The sequence below is a fragment of the Algoriphagus sp. AK58 genome (assembly GCF_014324365.1).
Classification (GTDB): domain Bacteria; phylum Bacteroidota; class Bacteroidia; order Cytophagales; family Cyclobacteriaceae; genus Algoriphagus.
In genome coordinates this window covers 25,038-46,950 of the sequence record NZ_QEIG01000014.1, presented here as the reverse complement: position 1 = coordinate 46,950, position 21,913 = coordinate 25,038, and the positions used below count along the sequence as shown (strand labels likewise).

20 protein-coding genes are annotated in these 21,913 nt (G+C 43.7%); 9 read left to right on the top strand and 11 right to left on the bottom strand.

The features are described from left to right. Window positions 1–129: 129 nt before the first annotated feature. Window positions 130–3,270 (top strand): hypothetical protein, encoded by a 3,141-nt coding sequence (locus tag DDT91_RS13370; RefSeq protein WP_187176698.1) that lies wholly within the window; start codon window positions 130–132, stop codon window positions 3,268–3,270. Between the two features lie 85 nt (window positions 3,271–3,355). Next, window positions 3,356–4,636 carry an APC family permease gene (locus DDT91_RS13365; RefSeq protein ID WP_187176697.1) on the top strand — a complete coding sequence of 427 codons (1,281 nt, stop codon included), beginning with the start codon at window positions 3,356–3,358 and terminating at the stop codon, window positions 4,634–4,636. On the opposite strand, the gene DDT91_RS13360 is transcribed toward DDT91_RS13365, so the two are convergent. From DDT91_RS13360 to DDT91_RS13345, 4 genes are all read right to left on the bottom strand, one after another. Beyond that, entirely contained in the window at window positions 4,633–5,109 is a 477-nt protein-coding gene (locus DDT91_RS13360) for a tryptophan-rich sensory protein (RefSeq protein ID WP_187176696.1), read from the bottom strand. The genes DDT91_RS13365 and DDT91_RS13360 overlap by 4 nt on opposite strands. A 189-nt stretch (window positions 5,110–5,298) precedes the next feature. After that, window positions 5,299–5,742, bottom strand: coding sequence for a DUF1572 family protein (locus DDT91_RS13355; RefSeq protein WP_187176695.1), 444 nt, complete (start codon window positions 5,740–5,742; stop codon window positions 5,299–5,301). Beyond that, window positions 5,739–6,569 (bottom strand): N-acetylmuramidase family protein, encoded by an 831-nt coding sequence (locus DDT91_RS13350; RefSeq protein WP_187176694.1) that lies wholly within the window; start codon window positions 6,567–6,569, stop codon window positions 5,739–5,741. Before DDT91_RS13350 ends, DDT91_RS13355 begins: the two co-directional genes overlap by 4 nt. Window positions 6,570–6,647: 78 nt before the next feature. Continuing rightward, entirely contained in the window at window positions 6,648–8,012 is a 1,365-nt protein-coding gene (locus tag DDT91_RS13345) for a DEAD/DEAH box helicase (RefSeq protein ID WP_187176693.1), read from the bottom strand. A gap of 169 nt (window positions 8,013–8,181) precedes the next feature. On the opposite strand from DDT91_RS13345, the gene DDT91_RS13340 reads away from it, so the two are divergent. Together DDT91_RS13340 and DDT91_RS13335 are read left to right on the top strand one after the other, a co-directional pair. Then, window positions 8,182–9,243, top strand: coding sequence for a carboxypeptidase-like regulatory domain-containing protein (locus DDT91_RS13340; RefSeq protein ID WP_187176692.1), 1,062 nt, complete (start codon window positions 8,182–8,184; stop codon window positions 9,241–9,243). An 18-nt stretch (window positions 9,244–9,261) separates the two neighbouring features. Next, on the top strand, window positions 9,262–11,130 hold the full coding sequence (locus DDT91_RS13335; RefSeq protein WP_187176691.1) for a gamma-glutamyltransferase family protein: 1,869 nt from the start codon (window positions 9,262–9,264) through the stop codon (window positions 11,128–11,130). Between the two features lie 98 nt (window positions 11,131–11,228). On the opposite strand, the gene DDT91_RS13330 is transcribed toward DDT91_RS13335, so the two are convergent. Further along, a complete protein-coding gene (locus tag DDT91_RS13330) occupies window positions 11,229–11,675 on the bottom strand; it encodes a GNAT family N-acetyltransferase (protein WP_187176690.1) in 447 nt (148 codons plus the stop codon). A 177-nt stretch (window positions 11,676–11,852) separates the two neighbouring features. Beyond that, on the bottom strand, window positions 11,853–12,272 hold the full coding sequence (arfB, locus tag DDT91_RS13325; protein WP_187176689.1) for an alternative ribosome rescue aminoacyl-tRNA hydrolase ArfB: 420 nt from the start codon (window positions 12,270–12,272) through the stop codon (window positions 11,853–11,855). Between the two features lie 180 nt (window positions 12,273–12,452). Here arfB and mnmA point away from each other — a divergent pair, with 180 nt between their 5' ends. From mnmA to DDT91_RS13310, 3 genes are all read left to right on the top strand, one after another. Beyond that, the gene (mnmA, locus tag DDT91_RS13320) at window positions 12,453–13,664 is read left to right on the top strand and encodes a tRNA 2-thiouridine(34) synthase MnmA (RefSeq protein ID WP_187176688.1); all 1,212 of its coding nucleotides are present in this window, start codon (window positions 12,453–12,455) and stop codon (window positions 13,662–13,664) included. A gap of 151 nt (window positions 13,665–13,815) precedes the next feature. Further along, on the top strand, window positions 13,816–14,520 hold the full coding sequence (locus tag DDT91_RS13315) for a pseudouridine synthase (RefSeq protein WP_187176687.1): 705 nt from the start codon (window positions 13,816–13,818) through the stop codon (window positions 14,518–14,520). A gap of 57 nt (window positions 14,521–14,577) precedes the next feature. After that, window positions 14,578–16,038: a M28 family peptidase gene (locus tag DDT91_RS13310; protein WP_187176686.1), complete on the top strand. Its 1,461-nt coding sequence runs from the start codon at window positions 14,578–14,580 to the stop codon at window positions 16,036–16,038. A gap of 174 nt (window positions 16,039–16,212) precedes the next feature. Here the strand turns inward: DDT91_RS13310 and DDT91_RS13305 are convergent, their stop codons facing one another. From DDT91_RS13305 to DDT91_RS13290, 4 genes are all read right to left on the bottom strand, one after another. After that, entirely contained in the window at window positions 16,213–17,496 is a 1,284-nt protein-coding gene (locus DDT91_RS13305) for a NupC/NupG family nucleoside CNT transporter (RefSeq protein ID WP_187176685.1), read from the bottom strand. Window positions 17,497–17,575: 79 nt separating this feature from the next. Then, window positions 17,576–18,172 (bottom strand): bifunctional nuclease family protein, encoded by a 597-nt coding sequence (locus DDT91_RS13300; protein WP_187176684.1) that lies wholly within the window; start codon window positions 18,170–18,172, stop codon window positions 17,576–17,578. Window positions 18,173–18,177: 5 nt separating this feature from the next. Beyond that, window positions 18,178–19,146 carry an electron transfer flavoprotein subunit alpha/FixB family protein gene (locus DDT91_RS13295; protein WP_187176683.1) on the bottom strand — a complete coding sequence of 323 codons (969 nt, stop codon included), beginning with the start codon at window positions 19,144–19,146 and terminating at the stop codon, window positions 18,178–18,180. Between the two features lie 35 nt (window positions 19,147–19,181). Continuing rightward, window positions 19,182–19,919, bottom strand: a complete 738-nt coding sequence (locus DDT91_RS13290; RefSeq protein ID WP_187176682.1) for an electron transfer flavoprotein subunit beta/FixA family protein — start codon at window positions 19,917–19,919, stop codon at window positions 19,182–19,184. Between the two features lie 74 nt (window positions 19,920–19,993). On the opposite strand from DDT91_RS13290, the gene DDT91_RS13285 reads away from it, so the two are divergent. Continuing rightward, the gene (locus DDT91_RS13285; RefSeq protein ID WP_187176681.1) at window positions 19,994–20,326 is read left to right on the top strand and encodes a tetratricopeptide repeat protein; all 333 of its coding nucleotides are present in this window, start codon (window positions 19,994–19,996) and stop codon (window positions 20,324–20,326) included. A gap of 119 nt (window positions 20,327–20,445) precedes the next feature. Continuing rightward, entirely contained in the window at window positions 20,446–20,919 is a 474-nt protein-coding gene (locus DDT91_RS13280; protein ID WP_187176680.1) for a hypothetical protein, read from the top strand. On the opposite strand, the gene DDT91_RS13275 is transcribed toward DDT91_RS13280, so the two are convergent. Continuing rightward, entirely contained in the window at window positions 20,909–21,907 is a 999-nt protein-coding gene (locus DDT91_RS13275; RefSeq protein WP_187176679.1) for a zinc-binding dehydrogenase, read from the bottom strand. The genes DDT91_RS13280 and DDT91_RS13275 overlap by 11 nt on opposite strands. Window positions 21,908–21,913 lie beyond the last annotated feature (6 nt).

The window sequence follows — 21,913 nt, the reverse complement described above, 5'->3', positions numbered from 1 at the left end:
CACCCAAACCAGCCGTCAAAAAATAGAATCATCGGGTAGTTCTATCCCCTCTTCCATTAGAATAATTTAGCCTTCCTATTCCAAAACTTTTCTTTTAATTGAGTAGAAATTGAAAACCACCTTAGTCAAATGAACAAAGTCTACCTTTTGATTGTGGCAGCTATGCTGAGCTTAGCCGTTCAAGCGCAGCAAGTCAACATGGATGTATTTAAGTCCATGAAAGCCAGAAGTATCGGTCCAGGTGCCATGAGCGGTCGTATCACGGCCATCGATGCAGTCCATGAAAACCCAACTATCATTTATGCCGGATCTGCTTCGGGAGGCCTATGGAAATCTACCTCTGGAGGCATCACTTGGGAGCCGATTTTTGACAATGAGCGGGTACACTCTATTGGAGCCATTTCCATTTATCAGAAAAATCCAAATATCATCTGGGTTGGTACTGGAGAAGGCAACCCTAGAAACTCGCTTAACATGGGTTATGGAGTGTACCGATCCTTGGATGCAGGTAAAACCTGGCAGCTGATGGGCTTGGAAAAAACCCGCGCCATCCACCGAATCATCGTTCACCCTGACGATCCCAATACAGTTTTTGTTGGGGCGATTGGTTCTCCATGGGGCACGCAGGAAGAGCGTGGTGTCTACAAAACCACAGACGGTGGAAAAACCTGGAAAAAAATCCTATATGTAGACAACAAAACTGGTGTAGGCGAAATAATCATGGATCCCAACAATCCCAACAAGATCTTTGTCAACATGTGGGAGCACCGTAGATACCCTTGGTTTTTTGAATCTGGAGGTGAGTCTTCGGGGCTTTATGTGACACAAGATGGAGGGGATAATTGGAAGAAACTGACAGCTGAAGAAAATGGCCTTCCCAAAGGGAAATTGGGAAGAATGGGTTTGGCAATCTCCAAAGCTAACAGCAACAAGGTATATGCCTTGATCGAATCCTCCAAAAATGCACTTTATGTATCAGAAGACGGAGGAGAAAAATTCACCATGATCAATGACAAAGGTGAAATTGGCGATCGTCCCTTCTATTACTTTGAAATCTACGCAGACCCAAAGAACGAGAATCGACTCTATACTCTTTATTCAAGGGTGGGTATATCTGAAGATGGAGGCAAAAGCTTCAGGGAATTGCTTTCCTATGAAGGAGTCCACCCAGATCACCACGCCTGGTATATCAATCCCAATGATCCCTCCCTCCTGATCGATGGCAATGACGGAGGACTGAATATCTCACGCGATATGGGCAAGACCTGGTTTTTTGCAGAAGGGATCACAGTAGGCCAATTCTACCATATCAACGTAGACAATGAAGTTCCCTACAATGTCTATGGTGGGATGCAAGATAATGGCTCTTGGACTGGACCAGCTTACATCTGGAGAACAGATGGAATCAGAAACACTTATTGGCAGGAAGTTTCATTCGGTGACGGGTTTGATGTAGTCTCTCATCCAGCCAATTCTCGCTATGGGTATACCATGTCCCAAGGAGGAAACGTGAGCCGTTTTGACAAACTTACTGGCCATAACCGCACCATACGTCCTACTCATCCGGACAAGGATGTATTTTTGAGATTCAACTGGAACGCAGCGATTGCACAGGATCCCCACGATACCAACACGGTATACTACGCTTCCCAGTTCCTGCATAAATCTACCGATTCTGGGGAAACCTGGGAGATCATCTCTCCAGATTTGACGACAAACGACTCTACCAAGCAGCGTCAACAGACTACCGGCGGATTGACTTTTGACATCACGGGTGCAGAAAATCATACCACCATCATCGCCATTGCTCCTTCACCTGTGGATAAAAATGTGATTTGGGTTGGTACAGACGATGGCAACCTTCAGCTGACCACAGACGGTGGAAAAACATGGACGAATCTGGCTTCAAAGTTAACCGGATTACCTAAAGCTTCTTGGATTCCACAAGTACAGGCTTCCAAATACAACGCAGGTGAGGTTTGGGTAATTGCTAACAACTATCGAAACAATGACTTCGCCGCTTATGCTTACCACAGCTCGGATTTTGGCAAAACCTTTACCCGAATTGCTGACGATTCAAAAGTGTGGGGCTATACCCTGTCCATCAAACAGGACACAGAGGAACCAAACCTTGTTTTCTTAGGTACTGAATTTGGCTTGTACGTTTCCTTTGATAAAGCCAAAACTTGGAATAAGTGGGAGCATGGCTATCCAAAAGCTGTCTCTACCTACGACATGACCATTCAGGAAAGAGAAGCTGACTTGGTGATCGGTACTTTTGGACGAGCAATCTATATTCTGGATGATATCCGTCCTTTAAGAGCTTTCGCGAAAAATGGAGGAAAAGCCCCTTCGGGAAAAATAACCGCATTTCCAGCTCCAGAGGCTTATCAGGCAGAAATCCAGCAGCCACATGGGGAGCGGTTCATGGCATCAGCCAAGTATTCCGGTGAAAACAGAGTGTTTGGAGGTCGATTGAGCTACTTCATCAATGATGATAAAGAAACGCTGGACTCTGTCACTGTAAAAATTTTCAATGCTTCAGGTGAGCAAATCAGGACCTTAAAAGCATTGCCTTCCAAAGGAGTAAATCGCATCATTTGGAATCTTGACCGTAAATCAACCGCTGAAATGAGCGGAGGTTTCGGCGGTGGCCAAGGTGGTGGACGTCGAGGTTTCTTTGAACCTAGCGGAGGAGATGCCCTTCCGGGCACGTACAAAGTGGTCTTTGAATACGGAGGAGAATCTTCCGAGACTTCCATCAAGGTAAACGCCGACCCAAGAATCGACCCTAAATTGGCCGATCTTCAAGCTCGTGAAACATTTGTGAAAAAGGTAGAAGCCCTTTCCTCTGAAGTCTCTGCTGCAACCAAAAAGCTGGATGATGCTCAAAAAGTAATTGATAAGGTCAACGCAATGATCAAAGATCTGAAGACCGATGAAGCAAAAGCCTTGGAAGCAGCAGCAAAGGACATCAAGAAAAAGTTGGACACCACAAGAGAGGCATTTACAGGTCCACGAAGAGAAGGCCAAGGAATCGTGAGGAACCTTTACCCTACTACCATGACCCGTCTTTTTGCACCTCGAAGCTATGCTAACTCAAGCTATGGAGCCCCTGGAGCAACAGAGGAACGATTGTTCGCTCAGGCAAAGGAAGCTGCCGACCAAGCAATAGCCAAAGCGAACGAATTTATAAACGGAGACTGGAAGGCTTTCGAAGAAAAAGTAAAAGCCACGCCAATAGACCTGTTTGAGGCAGTCAAAAACTGATAAAACCACCAATTCCATAGAATAAAGCATCCTGAAATTCGGGATGCTTTTTTTTGTGTTTGCCTTTCCCCTATTTTGAACTGAAATGCTATCAAACTCTAAAATCTCCTGGAAAACAGCCGCAGGTCTGGTCATTGCCAATATGATCGGTACTGGAGTCTTTACCAGCTTAGGCTTTCAGCTGGCGGTAGTTCAAAACACCTGGACCATCCTGATTCTTTGGACGCTTGGAGGAGGAATGGCTTTGATCGGGGCCTTGGTCTATGCAGAGCTCGGAACCCACTTCAGAAAAACCGGGGGAGATTATATTTTCCTGTCCAAATCCATCCATCCTTCAGTTGGGTATCTCTACGCTTGGGTTTCTTTGGTCGTTGGATTTTCAGCACCGATAGCCATTGCTGCCATGGCAATGAATAACTATCTCAGTCCGCTATTTGGAGAGACCATTCTTCCCGGTTTATTTTTTCTTCTGGCAGTCCCTCTTGCACACGTTTTTTCGGTAAGCAGGTCGGCTACCTTTCAAGACTTAATGACCTTGGTCAAAATCATTTTCGTCTTACTTCTTATCTTCTTGGGAATAAATTTTTCTTCCACTATAGATAATTCCGCACTGGATTTCTCAGGCGCCTGGAAAAAGGAAATTCTACTTCCCGGCTTTGCAGTCTCCCTCATCTATGTGTTTTATGCCTACACCGGATGGAATTCTGCGGCCTACATCATTGAAGAAGTGGATCAACCCAAAAAAAACCTTCCAAAAGCCTTGATTTGGGCTACGGTATCCGTCATGGTTGTTTACATACTTCTTCAACTTGTCCTACTCAAGCATGCTTCTATTCATCAACTTTCCGGTAAAGTTCAAGTTGCGGATATCGCTTTTGGAAACCTTTTCGGCTCAAAGGGAGCGTTATGGATAAGCTTTTTCATCGGAATTCAACTAATCGCAACCATATCCGGCTATGCTTGGGTCGGCCCAAGGATCACCTATGCCATGGCGAAAGATTTTAGGCTTTGGAGACCTTTAGCCGTGGTCAATTCAAATGGAATCCCTGTCAGAGCTATTTTACTCAACACATTGATCAGCCTTGCCCTCTTTCTTTCAGGTTCTTTTGAGCAGGTGATGCTCTACGCGGGTTTTGTCTTGCAACTGATGGGAACGGTGACCATCTATTCTTCTCTCAGAATTAAAAAAGAAAGCGGCTTCAAAACTCCATTCAAGCCCTTTTTACAAATCATTTATCTCATATTCAGCTGTGCGGTAATGGGCTATTTGATTTGGGACAGGCCCAAAGAAAGCCTGATTGGCGTCGGAATTCTGATTTTGGGAGGAATCCTGTATCTTTTTGATACTAGGGTAAAAAGAGACTAGTTCCTTTTCAAACGCATCTGCCCCAAGATTATCATTGTGGCAAAAAAGGTCCAAACCACGATCGGAAAAACCAGATAAGAAAGATCTGCAGAAAGATCAGAAACCTTCCTACCAACCCATAAGGCCGCAAGGATGACCAGAATATTACCTGCCAAACCAAATTTAAGAGCAGATATTCCTGTCAGTTTTTCCAAACCAAGGGTATAGTAAACATAACTAGCACAAATCACCGCCAATACCACCGTCATGGTTGCTAATCCGGATTCCTCAACTGCTTGCAGCCTAAATCTTAAAAGAGCCAACAGAAAAAATAAAACCACCCAAACCAAAGGAATCACAAATCCCGGAGGCTCAAACCACAATCGTTTCCCCAATTCATTTCCTTCAAACCTTAGTCCCAAAAAATAAGCCGGCACATTAATCAGAAAAAGAATGGCATAAAACAATAACAGGTTCAACAGGAAACTTTGCATTCTCTAAAGTTAGAGAAAAAGCTGACGTTTGTTTCGAAAATCAGACTATTCATTTCAATTAAATGAAATTTCATCTAATTAAGACTAAGTTTTATTAGTTTGATTGACTGTCCTTCCTGTTTTCAAGGAGAATTCCGTAGAAAATTATCCCAATGAAATTGGAGTTACTTTATGGGGTATTTTATCCCCTCAATCCAGCATTCTACGATGGTAGTTGATCTGTCCCAAATGGTAATTGAAATGCCCATACAGATGAATTAAAAAGAACCCAATCGTCATTGGGTAGCCAAAAAATGAATGCAAAGACATATCTCCAAGCCGGTCTGGATGAAGCTGAAGAAGGGATTGTTCCACTATTTTCTTGACCTCCTCCAGTTCCAAAAGTAACCCCTCTCTAGGCTCACCTTTGGCTCCAAACTCCCTCTCTCTATTTCTCACGTAAGGAAATCCTCCCAAATCCAGTCCGATATACTGTTTTAGGTTACCTACAAGATGCATGGTCAGATTTCCTGCCGAATTGGCAATATTCTTATCTACACTCCAAAGATTCCTCTCCTCTTGATAAGCATTTAGCTCCTCTTTCAGCTTATTTAAATCCCTCTGAAACAGGAAATTAAGTTCTTTTAGATTCATGGATGATTCAAGTATTTTCGGTAAGCATTTTCCAATTTGATATCATACTTATTTTGAGCATAAGCAGGTCCATTATAACAATGCGCAAACTTTGGCCAGTTTTTCGATCTCAGGTGATTGATACAACCAAACGCGGTAATGTATTTGCCAAAAGCCTCGAGTTGGTTTCGTTCATGGACATACATCTGATCCACAAATTCCTGAATAGATGTGTATCCGAGTTTTTTAAAGTGAAATCCCATAATCTGATAACTACCCCAAGAAGCTGAGGCCAAAGCAGCTTCACGGACCTTTGGATCAGGCAAAAGATTGGCTGCTTTTTCTAATCGATCATATTCCCTTAGTCCACCGATATAATGTGACTTTGTCCACTTGGAATAAAGCACATCCGCATTGGTAGGATTGGAAATCAAACTGGGATTGATGCCTCTTTCCTGTAGCTGCTTCCAAAAAATATGGCCTTCAAACAGGATTTTGGGTTTTCCATCTACCAAAAAACCCTTACCACTGCTTTCAACTTCATTGACAGCCTTTACTGCGGCCAATTCTAGATTGTGTTTAAGGGCAAAATCACGAAGATCCTGTTCACCGAGAAACTTGTCCGCTAAGACTTCAGCCGGTCTGGTTTGGTCAATAAGAAGTGTCCATGTCTTTACTCCCACCTCTCCATCCACCACCAATCCGTTTTTTTGCTGAAAATCCCTGACTGCTGAATCTGTCAAGTTTCCGAAGTATCCAGTAGCAGGAATCTGATAGCCTAGTTTTCCCAAAAGTTCTTGGAGGTAAGAGACAAAAGGTCCGCTTGATTTGAGCTTTAAGTATTGCATAATCTGCTGGTTTTAAAAATGAAAAGTACTTCAAGATACCTGAAGTACTTCTGAAAAACCAGTTTATGCCCCTAATTTTCAGGGCTCAATCACATTCTTCCGCTGACCGTATTTGCTAGGCTTGGCTTCGTTTTTAGTAACTGGGGATTCGTTAGATGACTGCACTTTAGGAGCTTTTGCTTCTTGCCTTGGTTCTTGAGGCTCACGAGCCGCACCGGTGGATTTGCCACCCGATTTTTTCTTCTTTTTCTTCTTTTTGAGACCTGAAGCTGGCTGGCCAAAATCACTTTTTGGCTTTTCTCCATGGTACTCAGGGCCTTTTTCGAAATCTTCGGGAAGAGGATTTTGGGTCACTTTCATCCCAATGAGTTTTTCTATCCTCACAAACTTGTGCTGATCTTTTGGATTGACAAAGGTGATAGCCTCCCCTTCTTTATCCGCGCGGGCAGTACGTCCAACCCTGTGTACATAGTCTTCAGGATCACTTGGAGTATCGTAATTGATAACCAATTCAATTCCTACCACATCGATTCCTCTGGAAATAATATCTGTTCCGATCAAAATCTTTACCGCCTTATTTTTGAAAGCAGACATGATTTTTTCCCGCTCTACCTGCTCCAGATCAGAATGAAACGCTTCGACATCAAAACCTTTTTTGAGAACCTTATAAAGTGCCTTTACCTTATCCTTAGTCGAGCAGAAAATAATCACGGCCTCATACGCTTTTTGAGAAAGGATATGACGAACCAAGTCCTCTTTTTGGGTATCGTACACCGAATACATAGACTGGGTCACCCCTTCGGCAGTCTTACCTATGGCTATGGATATCTCCTCCGGATTGTTCAGGATTTTCATACTGAACTGACGGATTTTGGGTGGCATGGTCGCCGAGAATAGGATGGTCTGACGGTTTTTGGGGAGATAATTGACGATTTTCAGAATATCATCTGAAAAACCCATGTCCATCATTCGGTCAGCTTCATCGAGAATGAGATGTTCGAGCGTACTCAAATCCATTTTTCCTCCAGCAAGCAAAGCGATCAATCTGCCGGGAGTAGCCACCACGATTTCGGCACCTGTTTCCAAAGCTTTTTTCTGTTGCTCCCAGATAACCCCATCACCTCCTCCATAAATAGGAACAGAACTGACCCCAAGAAAATAGGAAAATCCCTGAATCTGCTGATCGATCTGAATCGCGAGTTCACGTGTTGGTGCCAAAATCAAGGTATTTAGGGTATTGGAACCTGATTTGGAAATCTTGTTCAGAATAGGAAGTACAAAGGCTGCGGTTTTTCCGGTTCCGGTCTGGGCACAAGCAATAAGATCTTTTCCTTCCATAATGACCGGAATGGCCATTTGCTGTATGGGGGTGGGCTGATCAAACCCCATGGCATCAAGTCCCTCTTGTAGAGACGACTCAAAATTAAATGACTGAAAATTCAACTTAAGGTGATTTTATTAGGTAAAAAGGCGACCGGAAAAGAACCGATCATCCAAAGATACAGGAATTTAGAAGAAAGTTTGGGATTCTGGATACGGAATAAGGCACTCGATGTAAATCATTTAGCATCACTCTTGAGTTTGGCCTATATTAACATCAAAGTTGATCGGAATGAAGATATCCCATTTCTGGAAGCAAGCTCTCCTTGTAGCTTGGGTTTTTTGGCTACCCCAAATGGCCTTGGCCCAGACTTTTACCATCAAAGGGAGGGTACTGGATTCTGATACCAAGGAATTTATCGAGGGAGCTACCGTCACCCTTCGAAATACTAGTTTTGGGTCTATCACGGGAGGAGTAGGATACTTTAGCCTGGAAGGCATCACAGAAGAAAAGTATACTCTAACGGTCACTTTTCCAGGATACAATATCTATGAGAAAAATATCCAGATGAAAGGAGATGTGAATCTGGGAGAAATTTACCTGATCAAATTCGGAAGTGAAGGAACAGGTGCTGCACTCCAAAAAACCATCCGTACGACTAATGTAAGCCGATTACTTGTGGAGCGTCCCAACTTCATCGGTGGAAACATGATCTATGGAATTCCTCCCGAACCCAAAAAAGTAGAGGGGAATTTTTATCTCGATAAAAAATGGAACCTCGCCTCCATCCTACTTTACCGTGACCAACAGGTGCTGGAAAACTTCCGCGTAAGGTATAATATCAATTCCAACAACTTTGAATTATTGGAACCTGAGACCTTCCAAATCACTACTCTGCAAGGTTACCGCGTGCAAAACATCGTTTGGATGGACAGCAGCTATAAAGTGCCCCGATACTTTGTCAATGGGATGGACTTTAGAGAAGATGGGGTTCCCATTTCCGGTTTTTTTGAAGTGCTGGTTGAGGGACAGTTACCGCTGATGCGAAGGACCATGGCCATTTTCAAAGAATCCAACTACAATACCGCTTTGATGGTGGGCAACCGAAACGATCAGATTATCAAACGGAATATCTACTATTATCTGAAAGACAAAGACCTGTATGAAGTACCCAAAAAAAGGAAAGACCTATTCCTGATTTTCGGAGACAAGGCTTCTCAAATCGAGAATTTCGTAATTGAAAATCAAATCGATCTCAAGCAGACCAGCTCGATATTTCAGATATTCACCTATTACAATTCCCTTTACCCAGGATTTGTACCTATCATGAGTCAACTTCTGGACGAAAATTAATAATCAACCTTCACCCAAATGAAAAAACTCTTCATTCTGGTATTCCTGCTTATTTCCTGGAATACCTTTGCACAAGGTTTGCCCGGTCTCGGTGCAGGCACCACGCCAAACAACAGACCCATCCTTCACGGAAAAAACTGGGTAGCCATCACCGGTAAACCACTCGCCGCAACCGCTGGATCCATGATTTTCCAGCAAGGAGGAAATGCGGTAGATGCCGCTTGCGCCATGATTGCTGCCACTTCTACCATGTGGGATGTGCTCTCTTGGGGAGGTGAAACCCAAGCTCTGATCTATAATCCCCACACCAAAAAAGTCATCGGAATCAACGCGATGGGCGTTGCTCCAACGGGAGCCACGGTGGAATTTTACAAGTCCCAGGGAATGGCATACCCACCTCAATTTGGTCCTTTGGCTGCCACCACTCCAGGTACACCGGGAGGAATCATGACGATGTTGGCTGAATTCGGGACCATGAGTCTGGAGCAGGTACTTAAGCCTGCTATGGACTTGGCCAAGGGCTATCCGATTGAAGCTCAAACCGCCAATGCCATAGAAAACAACAAAGCCAGAATCAAAGAATGGCCGTATTCCAAAAAGGTATTTCTGCCTCATTTGGGTGAAAAAAGAGAAGCTCCATCAGCCGGTGAAATCTTCGTTCAGGAAGATCTATACCAAACGCTACTCAAGCTTGTAGAAGCTGAGAGAGCTGCATTGAAGGCCAAGAAAAGCCGGAAAGAAGCCATCTATGCGGCTTATGACCGCTTTTACAAAGGCGACATCGCCAAAGAAATCGTGAGAGGTACCAGAGAACAAGGTGGTTTATTTACAGAAGCGGATTTGGCTAATTGGAAGGTGAAAATCGAGGAGCCCCTGCATGTAAACTACCGAGGCGTGGATGTATATAAGCTTCAGGAATGGACCCAAGGGCCGGCTTTACTTCAGTCCTTGAACATTCTGGAAAATTTTGACCTCAAATCCATGGGCTACAACTCGGCCAACTATATCAATACAGTCTATCAGGCGATGAGTTTGGCATTTGCAGACCGTGACTTTTATTATGGAGATCCGGCATTTGTCCAGTCCCCGATGAAAGGACTGCTTTCCAAAGAATACGCCAAAGAACGCGCCAAGCTCATCGGTGACGTCAATGATCCCAAAATCACCGCAGGGGACCCCTATCCTTTCCAAGGCCAAACCAATCCTTACCTTCATTTACTGAACAAAAACAAGCAAACTGTTGCCTCCATTACTCCGGAAGATTTGAAATCAGGTTTGGATGAAAAATTTCTGGCTGATTTCCAAAGTGGCACCACCTCCGTCCAGGCTGCCGATGCTGAAGGATGGGTCGTTTCCGTGACGCCATCAGGTGGCTGGATTCCAGCAGTCATTGCAGGAAATACGGGCGTAGGCCTTTCTCAACGCATGCAAAGCTTTGTGTTGGATGAAAACCTGAATCCTTACAATCTACCCGAACCAGGCAAGCGACCACGAGTTACCTTGACTCCAAGCTTAGCGATGAAAGACGGAAAGCCGTACTTGGCATTTTCTGTACAAGGCGGTGATTCTCAGGATCAGAATCTACTGCAATTCTTCCTCAATGTGGTCGAGTTTGACATGAATGTGCAGGAGGCAGTAGAAGCCCCTAATTTCAATTCTTACCAAATGCAAAGCAGCTTTGGAGACCATGAAATCCGTCCCGGCGCGATCACACTTCGAGAAGATACACCCGAGTGGATCAGAAGAGATTTGCTGCGCAAAGGATACATCATGGACTTTTGGAATAAAACTTCCGGCCCTATCACCGCCATTTGGATCGACTGGAAGCATGGTACCCTTTGGGGCGGTGCAAGTAATTATGGGGATGATTATGGAATAGCGTGGTAAGATCTAAATTTCGGATTTTGAATTAAAAGAAAGGAATGGACGAGCGTCTGTTCCTTTTTTTTCTCTCACTCAATACCTAAATCGATGTGATGATTACCTTAAGGTCTAAGCATCTCCACATGGGGAATATCATCTTCAAGATACTCCTCCCCCTCTGCCACAAAGCCTAAGGCCTCATAGAAGGGCTTGGCATAGACTTGAGCTCCAATGCGAATCGGCCCGACACCAAAGAGTTCCTTACAGGAGCGAATACCCAATTCCATGACAATTTTTCCTACACCTGTACCACGATGGGAAGGTGCCGAAATCACCCGACCAATGGAAATCTCCTCATAGGAAACTCCGGCTGGTAGCAAGCGACAGTATCCCGCCAAGCGTTGAGAATCATATACCATCAGGTGATAACACTTTTGGTCCTTGTTGTCCAGGTCCAGGTAGGGGCAGTTTTGTTCCACGATAAATACCTCAGCCCTCAGGCGTAAAATGGCATAAAGTTCTTCGTTGCTGAGTTCCTGAAAGGATTTGATGGTATAAGATAGATTCATTAAAGAAAGAAATTGAAGTTTCCCGAAAGGGTGAATTTTAATATCAAAATTGAATCTTACACAAAGCTTTTCCAAGCATAAAGAACGTTAGACTTGAGTAATTTTTGGGGAAGCCTACACAACGAACCCAACTTTGGAATCAAATCAACTTTCAGTTCTTGTTGGATAATAGCCTTCTCACAATTTCCAATTCCGATTCGCCTTTTTCTCGGACTGAACTTTTTTGGATTTAAGCCGCTCCTCTATGGCTCCCTTACTGGGCTTGGTAGCTTTTCTTATTTTCTTTTTATGAAAGGCAGTTCGTAGTAGATCGTAAAACTTCCTCAAGACCAACTCCTTGTTTTGAATCTGTGACCGTTTTTCTTGGGATGAAAGTTGCAAAAAACCCTCCTGATCGATCTTATTCGAAGCTTTTTGAAGCAAAGTCAATTTTTCCTCTTCGTTTAAAATCAGGGAGTTGTTGACATCAAACTTCAACTGAACCTTGGTCTCCACTTTATTCACATTCTGCCCTCCCGGACCACTGCTTCGAGCGGTCTGAAACTGCAATTCAGGTAAAAAAGAGCCGTTTTTAATACGGGTTTCGAGGGTGGACATTGGATTGGAAGATTTGAAGATTTTAAAATTGAAAAATTTTCACGAGGAAGCATCCTCAATCAATTTTCCAATGTTACAATTTTTCATTCTTTCAATTATATACCTTCGTGAACTTATCCAAAGTTCAAAAACGTTTCCATCCCGTAACCTAATGGACCTTGAATCCATTAACCATTACTTATGAAAACAAAACCTAGAGTAGTCGTCGGCCTCTCCGGCGGTGTGGACAGCAGCGTGGCTGCCAAACTTTTAATCGATCAGGGCTACGAAGTCATCGGCATGTTTATGAAAAACTGGCACGATGAATCTGTCACCATCTCCAACGAATGCCCCTGGATGGAGGACTCCACCGATGCCATGCTCGTCGCCGAAAAACTCGGAATCCCCTTCCAAGCCATCGATCTCAGCGAAGAATACCGAGAACGTATCGTGGATTACATGTTTGCGGAATACGAGGCCGGACGCACACCCAATCCGGATATTCTTTGCAATCGAGAAATCAAATTTGACATTTTCCTCAAAGCCGCACAGAAACTCAAAGCGGACTTTGTCGCAACGGGACATTATTGCCAAAAGCGTGAAATCGAGGTGGATGGAAAAACAGTGTACCAACTCATTGCAGGTGCCGATCCCAACAAAGATCAAAGCTATTTCCTTTGCCAGCTATCGCAGGATCAACTGGCCAAAGCGCTCTTTCCGATAGGCCATCTGCAAAAACCCCAAGTACGGGAAATTGCCAAAGAAGCAGACCTGATTACAGCCGAAAAGAAAGATTCCCAGGGACTTTGCTTTATAGGAAAAGTACGTCTTCCTGATTTTCTTCAGCAGCAGCTTAAGCCCAAAAAAGGCAAAATCATCCAAATCCCGGAAAATTTACCGGTTTTTGACCGATTGAAAATACCTGCAGGTATCGAGCCTCAAGATTGGGATCAAGATACTTTGGATGCAGTTTGTCTGCCGATTCATTACACGGCTGATCAGGGAAAAGTACTGGGAGAACATAATGGTGCGCATTATTTCACCGTAGGTCAGCGAAAAGGATTGCAGGTCGGAGGTACAGGAAAACCGCTTTTCGTAATCTCCACGGATACTCGAGAAAATGTGATCTACACCGGCTTGGGCGAAGAGCATCCAGGCCTCAACCGTTTTGGACTATTTGTCAAAAAAGATCAAGTACACTGGATTCGGGAGGATTTGGCTCTAGAGCACGGAGCATCTGCTGAATACATAGCTAGAATTCGATATCGGCAGCCACTCTCTAAAGCCACCTTGATCATGAGGGAAAACGGCTTGTATGTCATTTTCGAAAATGCCCAAAAAGGCATCGCCTCCGGACAGTTCGTGGCCTGGTACCAAGGCGAGGAATGCATCGGAAGCGGAACGATTTTCTGATTTGCTCTCCAATTAGTTGCTACAGATGCACAGATAGATTTTATAATCTGTTAATCTGTGGCTTATTGAAGTTTCATTTTCGGGTAAAAGAAGCAAAAATCAATCTTTGTGAACTTCCCTTAAACCTTAGTGTCCTTAGCGGTAAAAGAACATGCTTAACATCCTCTTCGAAGACGAATATTTAGTGATCATCGACAAGCCCGCCGGGTTGCTGGTTCACCGTACCCGACAGGCATTTGGAGAGGATGAAAACGCATTGATCCAGCTTAGGGATCAAATTGGATCCTGGGTTTCGCCTGTTCATCGCTTGGACAGGGCCACTAGCGGTCTTCTGCTTTTTGCCAAAAATGAAGAAATACTGCCAGCAATCAAGGCTAAATTTATGGATCGGGAGGTCCAAAAGACCTATTTAACCATCGCCAGAGGAATCCCTAAAGAAAAAGAAGGCTTGATCGATCACCCTCTGCAGAGCGAACGGTCCAAAAAACTCCAAGAAGCACAAACCCGCTACAAAGTATTGGAGGAGACCGAAATACCCTTCAATTCCACCGGGCGATACCCAACGAGCCGATATAGCTTATTGGAGGTGGATTTGCTCACAGGCCGAACTCATCAAATCCGGAGGCACCTTGCACATATCCGACACTATATCATCGGAGACAAAAAGCATGGGGACAACAAGCAGAATATTTTTTTCGAGCGTCAATTTGGCCTGAATAATCTCCTTCTTCACGCTTGGAAACTCAGCTTTACCCATCCCCTTTCACAAGAAAAAATAAGTATCATCTGTCCTCCTCCTGTACATTTCCGAACAATCATTCAGGAATTAGGATGGAATCCGAAGGAAATTTTATGAGTGAATCCCCCGATTCTGATTTTTCCTTTACTTTAGGCCAATTCAATTAATTACCCTATGCAAAAATCCTTGTTAACTCTCGGACTTTTGATGGCTTCCAGCACGCTGGTTTTCGCTCAAAAGCAGGATATCGAGAAAAAATTTGACGGCAAAGAAGCCATCTCCCAGTTTACCTACCTTGCTTCTGACGAACTCATGGGGCGTGAACCATCACGACCGGAAATGAAATTGGCTTATACCTTTATCGCAAAAGAACTTGAAAAAGCAGGTGCCAAACCTGTTCCCGGAGCAAATGGATATTACCAGGATATTCCTTTTAAGCTTTCATCTCCTCCCAAAACAGGCAACATCAAAATCGGTGATTTCAGCTTTAATCAAGGCCAAAACCTATTGGTCCTTGAAGGAACGTCATTTTCCGGGAAGTTCGAATTGGTAGATGTAGGCTTTGGTTCTGCTGAAGATTTTGCGGGCAAGGACCTAAAGGGCAAAATAGCTGTCACCAATGTCGGAGCACCGAATAAACTCAGTCCTAATCAGCTTTTTTCAGAGGGAAGAGCGAAGGCTGTACGTGCAAAAGAATCCGGAGCAGTGGCCATCATCGAACGGTTCAACGTGCCTTCCATTCCTTGGCAGTTAATTTCCGGTTTTCTCAATAGACCGCAGATGAGCATCGATATGGGCGAAGTGAGCGACATGCCTTACATCTGGGTAGAGGATCTCAAAAACCAATTAACAGGACAAAATCTCTCATCGGCTGAGGTTTCTATAACCGGAAAAGTGACAACAGACATCGAAGGCAAAAATGTATTGGCTTGGATAGAAGGGTCGGATCCAAAGCTGAAGAACGAATTTATTCTTCTCTCCGCCCATTATGATCATGTGGGTGTGGGCACTCCGGATGCAAAGGGTGATTCCATATACAATGGTGCCCGTGACAATGCAGTAGGGACTGTGGCAGTTTTGAATGCCGCGAAGTATTTTGCTCAAAACCCTCCAAAGCGTTCTGTTCTTTTGGCACTGTGGACTGCGGAAGAAAAAGGTCTGTTAGGTAGTGGATACTTTGCATCTAATCCTCTGATTCCACTCAATCAAATCATCTACAATCTCAACATCGACAATGCAGGCTATAATGACACTTCCATCATCACAGTGATCGGGTTGGGAAGGACCAGTGCTGATTTTATGATTGAGGAAGCGGTTGCTGAATTTGGACTGACTGCAAAAGCTGATCCATCACCTGAACAAGGGCTTTACGATCGGTCAGACAATGTGAATTTTGCTAGAAAAGGAATTCCTGCACCCAGCTTTACTTTGGGCTTTACTGCTTTTGATGACGAGATCAATAAGTACTACCACAAAGCGGGTGACCATGTAGAAGATTTTGATCTAAACTATGCACAGGTGTATTGGAAATCGTATATCCTCTCTGCCCAAAAAATTGCCAATTGGGACCAACGCCCTATGTGGCAAGCTGGAGACAAATACGAAGAAATGAGCAAGCAGCTTTACGGAAAATAAGACTTTAGGCTCAAGATTTTAAAGCTTGAAAAGACAAAAAGCCGGGAATCATCATTTCCGGTTTTTCTCTTTTTAGTTTAAGGATAATACATTAATCCAAAGTCCAATTTTGAAATTATTCTGCAATTGGATTTAATATTAGTCTAGTGTCTTATGTCTAAAATCTAGCGTCTTTTAAAATAGCATCCCGGCAATCGTGGCAGTCATCAAACAGGCCAAGGAAGCTGCCATTAGGGATTTAAGTCCCAACCTGCTCAAATTGCCCTGTTGATTGGGAGCGATAATGGAAATACCGCCCAGCTGAATAGCAATTGAACTGAAATTGGAAAATCCACAAAGTGCATAAGTAGCGATGACGATTGATTTTGGACTGATGGATTCGGCCGCTTTCATGTCTGCGAGGCTCAAATAAGCTACAAATTCATTGATCACTGTTTTTTGACCTAAAAGACTTCCGACCTGAAGCGAATCCGCCCACTCCACTCCTATGACCCAGGCAAATGCCCTGAAGATTTGTCCAAAAATGTATTCCAGTGAGAATCCTTTGAATTGACCTCCTGTTGAACTTTCAACCCAAGCATTCAATCCTGTATACTCTCCGATCATTCCACTCAACCCATAATTCACAGCAGCGATCACTGCAATAAAGGCTAAAAGCATCCCGCCTACATTCAAAGCTAGTTTGAGTCCTTCTGCAGCACCGATAGACATCGCATCAATGAGATTTACTCCCATGGCCTCTTTATTCACTTCCAGTTTATCCTGAACAATTTCTTTGTCAGTTTCAGGAATAAAAATCTTGGAAAGAACAATCGCCGCCGGTGCATTCATGATGGAAGCACCCAATAAGTAGGCGGCAAATTTGCTTTGCTCCTCCAAACTGTCTCCACCAAGAAAAGCCACATATCCAGCCAACACTCCACCTGCAATGGTTGCCATTCCCCCCGTCATCAGACACATCAGCTCGGACTTACTCATCTGAGGAATAAATGGTCGTACCAACAGGGGTGCTTCTGTCTGTCCGAGAAAAATATTTCCAGCAGCAGACAATGACTCAGGACCTGAAAGCCTCATGGTCCTGGCCATCACCCAGGCAATCCCATACACCACTTTTTGCAAAATACCCAAGTAATAAAGTCCTGCTGAAACGGTCGAAAAGAAAATAATGGTAGGAAGAACTTTAAAAGCGAATATGAACCCAAAACTGTCGCCTGCGAGGTCACCAAAAATAAACCTGGCTCCAGCTTCACTAAAGCTCAGGAATTTCACGAACCCTTCAGAGAGCAATTGAAAGCCATCTTTTACGAATTCTACCTTAGTGATCAAAAAGCCAAAAACCAGTTGGAGAGATATGCCAATCAGGACCAACCTCCAGTCAATTCTTTTGCGATTATTAGAAAAAATGAATGCCACCAGTACAATAACGGCCAAGCCTAGAGCGCCTCTTAAGTAATCCATGCAGTGTGATTAATACGAAGGGCTAAAAATAGCCCAATCTCGGGCAAGAAAAAAGCCCCGATAAAAATCGGGGCTCTGTTTAGTTACGTTTATTGATTTCATCCCTGATTCGGGCAGCTCTTTCGTAATCTTCGTTATTGATTGCCTTTTCAAGCAACTGATTTAATTTATCCAAACTGTAGTCCTTTAGTGAACCTTCTTTTGTGGCGGCTGGCTTTGGAGAAGGGGCCTTGGGGGTTTTGGTTTCCTCACGCTTCTCCTCTTCGGTAAATTCAATTCCTGCTTCTGCCATCACTTTTTCAGAGCAGAAAATAGAGGCTCCGAAACGGACGGCAATGGCAATTGCATCAGAGGGACGTGAATCAATCTCCACTTCGACAAGACTACTCTTACAGTGAATTTTAGCGTAAAAAACGCCTTCTTTCATGTCTGAAATAACAATCTTATCGATGTCAAACTCAAAGTTATCAGCAAAAGACTTGAACAAATCATGGGTCATAGGTCTATTGGGAATGATTTTTTCGATCTCAATGGCGATTGCCTGAGCTTCAAACATCCCAATGACAATGGGTAACCTTCGGATACCATCCACTTCTCCCATGACCAGAGTAAAGGACCCTGATTGGGAATGATTGGACGAAAGTCCCAAGATTTCAAGTTCTACCAGTTTTTCCACAAAAATTAAAGTTCGGCTTTTAGTGCTTCAGTTAGTTTGGGAATTACCTCAAAAGCATCTCCTACTATCCCGTAATCCGCTGCTTTGAAAAATGGCGCTTCAGGATCTTTATTGATCACCACAATGCACTTTGAGGAATTAACACCTGCAAGATGTTGAATAGCTCCTGAAATTCCTACTGCGACATATAAACTAGGTGCAACTTTTACCCCTGTTTGACCTACGTGCTCGTGATGAGGTCTCCATCCAATATCCGATACAGGCTTGGAACAACCCGTGGCAGCACCCAGCGTTTTTGCCAAATCTTCCAGCATACCCCAGTTTTCAGGGCCTTTCATACCTCTTCCACCTGACACTACGATATCTGCTTCGGGTAATAAAATCTCCCCGGTAGCTCTCTCGGTTGAAGTAATCTTGGAAGCAAAATCTGCATCCGGAATAGTCACTGAGAACGATTCCACAACCGCGTCGGATCCATCTGTTTTAAGATCGACCGCATTTTTCTTGATGGCTAAGATTTTATTATCAGTAGTAACGGTCGTTTCTGCAAATGCCTTTCCTGTATAAATACTTCTTTTAACAGTGTAGGCACCTGAGGTATTGGGAAGTTCTACCACATTAGAAACCAAGCCTGCGTTTAACTTGATGGCCAATCGAGCAGCCACAGCGTCACCGAGAGATGACTTAGCCAATACCAAGGTCTTTGCTCCTACCTTAGTGAATGCCTGAGCCACTGCAGTGGCATGGGCTTGAATCACACCGGCATTTAATCTTTCGTCTCCTGAGTGAAGTACTTTTGCCGCTCCGGCCTTACCTACTGCTGCCAATTCAGCAGAATTTACCGTGCCTAGCGCTACAGCCACTACTTCACCTTCACCTGTTTTTGCTGATAAGGCATGGGCGAAAGATACCGCCTCCAAGCTGGTTTTCTTCACTTTTCCTTCAGCGTGTTCTATATAGACAAGAATTGACATAATCTCTTGATTTATTTGGATTTAACGAAAATAAATTAAAGTACTTTTGCCTCGTTTTTGAGTAATTTCACCAATTCTGAGACATTATCTTTATCCACTAGTTTCACAGAACCTTTAGCTGGAGGAAGTTGGAAAGAGGTGGCCTCAGCTTGGGTGTCTTGAGAAACTGCCTCTACTACTTGGAGTGGCTTGGTACGCGCTGACATAATCCCTCTCATATTTGGAATCTTCCACTCGGCAATGGGTTCCTGGCAACCGGCAATAAGAGGAAGCTGAGCTTCTAAGTACTCTTTACCGCCTTCGATTTCTCTAGCCATCTTTACTGTGCTACCTTCTAAATCCAGTTTCATCACCGGAGAGAAAGAAGGCATTCCCAATAATTCTCCTACCATTCCATGGACCATCCCTCCATTAAAATCGATGGATTCTCTTCCCATCAAAATCAGATCATAAGCTCCTGCCTTAGCATAATGGGCAATTTGTTTTGCTACGAAATAGGAATCCTTTGGAAAAGCATTTATCCGGATAGCATCATCTGCACCGATTGCCAAGGCCTTTCTCAAAGTCGGCTCAGTCTCAGCCTCACCAACATTCAGTGCCGTCAAAGTTCCTCCCGTCTGATCTCGAAGTTCTACTGCTCTGGCCAAAGCATAATCATCGTAAGGTCCAATAATAAACTGAACCCCAGAGGTATCAAACTTGGTATTGTTGGCAGTAAATTGAATCTTGGAAGTCGTATCGGGCACGTGTGTGATACAAACAAGAATCTTCATTGGTTTAGAGTTAGATTATTTTAGATTTATTTCGCGTGAAAATAACAGGCAAAGCCTAATTAAAAAAACAATTCATGAGCTATTTGGACAGGATTCAATTGTTGAAAAACTACATTTTGGAGGAACCTGACAATCCTTTCAACTACTACGCTTTAGGATTAGAAATCAAAGAGAAGGATCCGGAAGAAGCTTCCAGAATGTTTGATTACGTACTGGAAAATTTCCCGAATTATTTGCCGGTATACTTCCCATCTGCCCATTTTTTCTTTGAACACAATCAGTGGGAAAAAGCAAGGCAGATTTTTGAAAAGGGAATTGAAATTGCATCCGTTCAAAATGAAGAAAAAGCCAAAAAAGAGTTGAAAAACGCCTATCAGAATTTCTTGTTTGAAACGGATATGGACTGATTTTCTGATTACCCAAGAAAGATTCAAAGTTCCCCTATCGCTGGTTTCTTTTCCTTTTATGTTTTATTTTAAGTTTGATTTAAGCTTATCCCAATCCAGACATGATAACCCAGCAAAAAATGCTTTCTCTTTTTTATGAATTGTTGGTCCGGGAAGGCCAAAAATTCAGAAAGAGAAGCCTGGTAAAAGCCAAAAAGGCAGAAATAGGAGAATCTGTCATCACAAAAACAAGTGACGGAACTGAGGCCAAGAGCACAGCTGAGGAAGGGGACTGGTTGGTTGAAAATCAAACTTCATCTGAAGAAAGATATCTGGTCAAATCTCAAATTTTTGACAAGAAATATGAGCTCAGACATGCTTTGGGTGGAGGATGGGGTTGCTTTCGCCCAAAAGGTGAAATTTTGGCCAAAAAGATGACTTTACAGGATTTGGCCCCATTCCAATCCAATGGAGTTATCGAATTTGAAGCCCCAAGGCACCACACCGTGGTAGTCAAACCAGGGGACTTTTTGGTGATTCCTACTGACAAAACGGAGATCTATCGAATCACCCAAAAAGAGTTTGAACAAACCTACGAAGCTGTTAGGGAATAAGGACTATTTTCCCAAATTGAGCCCCAGCCTTCATCCGATCAAAGGCATCTGTAGCATTTTTTAAAGGGAAAACGCTATCTACGACCGGTTTGATCCGATGCCTTTCCACCAAATTTAGCATACCTTCAAAATCTTGGTCTGAACCCATGGTGGACCCCATGATTTTCAGTTGATTCCAAAAAATCTTCCTGGCTTCCAGTTTACCCGGATTACCCATGGTGGCCCCGTAAAAAACAATTCTTCCACCTGGCTTTGCAACAGCAATCAGCTGATTCAAGGTATCTCCGGCAGCACCGTCTATAATCAAATCAAACCCTCCTGTTTGTCTCAAGGCTTCTTCAGTCCAAGTTTCCAATATATAGTTAAAAGTCCCTAAAACCCCCAGTGAGATAGCCTTTTTGAATTTTTCTTCACTGCTACTACTCACATAAACTTCAGCACCCAAAGCCAATGCAAACTGGGCGGCAAATTGGGCTACCCCACCGCCGATACCTGTTATGAGTACTTTTTCTCCAGACTTTACTTGGCCCTGATACACCAAAGCTCTGAATGCTGTCAAGCCTGCCAAAGGTAATGCCGCTGCTTCTTCCCAGGAAAGATGCCCCGGTTTTAGGTGTAACCGATCAGCAGGAACTGTCACATATTCCGCCAGAGTACCATTTCTAGGCATTCCCAGTATTTCAAAGTTTTTTCCTTGGGCCAATTGACTCGGACCCCAATGGATAGAAGGATTAATGATGACTTCTTTTCCAATCCATTGAGAGTGTAACTCAGCCCCCACAGAATCCACAATCCCCGCTCCATCCGAGCCCAAAACCACGCCATCCTTTAAGTTGGGGTACAACCCTTTTCGGCTCCATTCATCACGATGATTGAGTGCGGCAGCCTTGACTCTCACCAATACTTCATTCGCATTTACCCCTGGAACAGGCAGGTCAATCCACTGGATTTTTTCTTCCAGTTGTCTGTTTAAAACAATCCCTTTCATTCTATT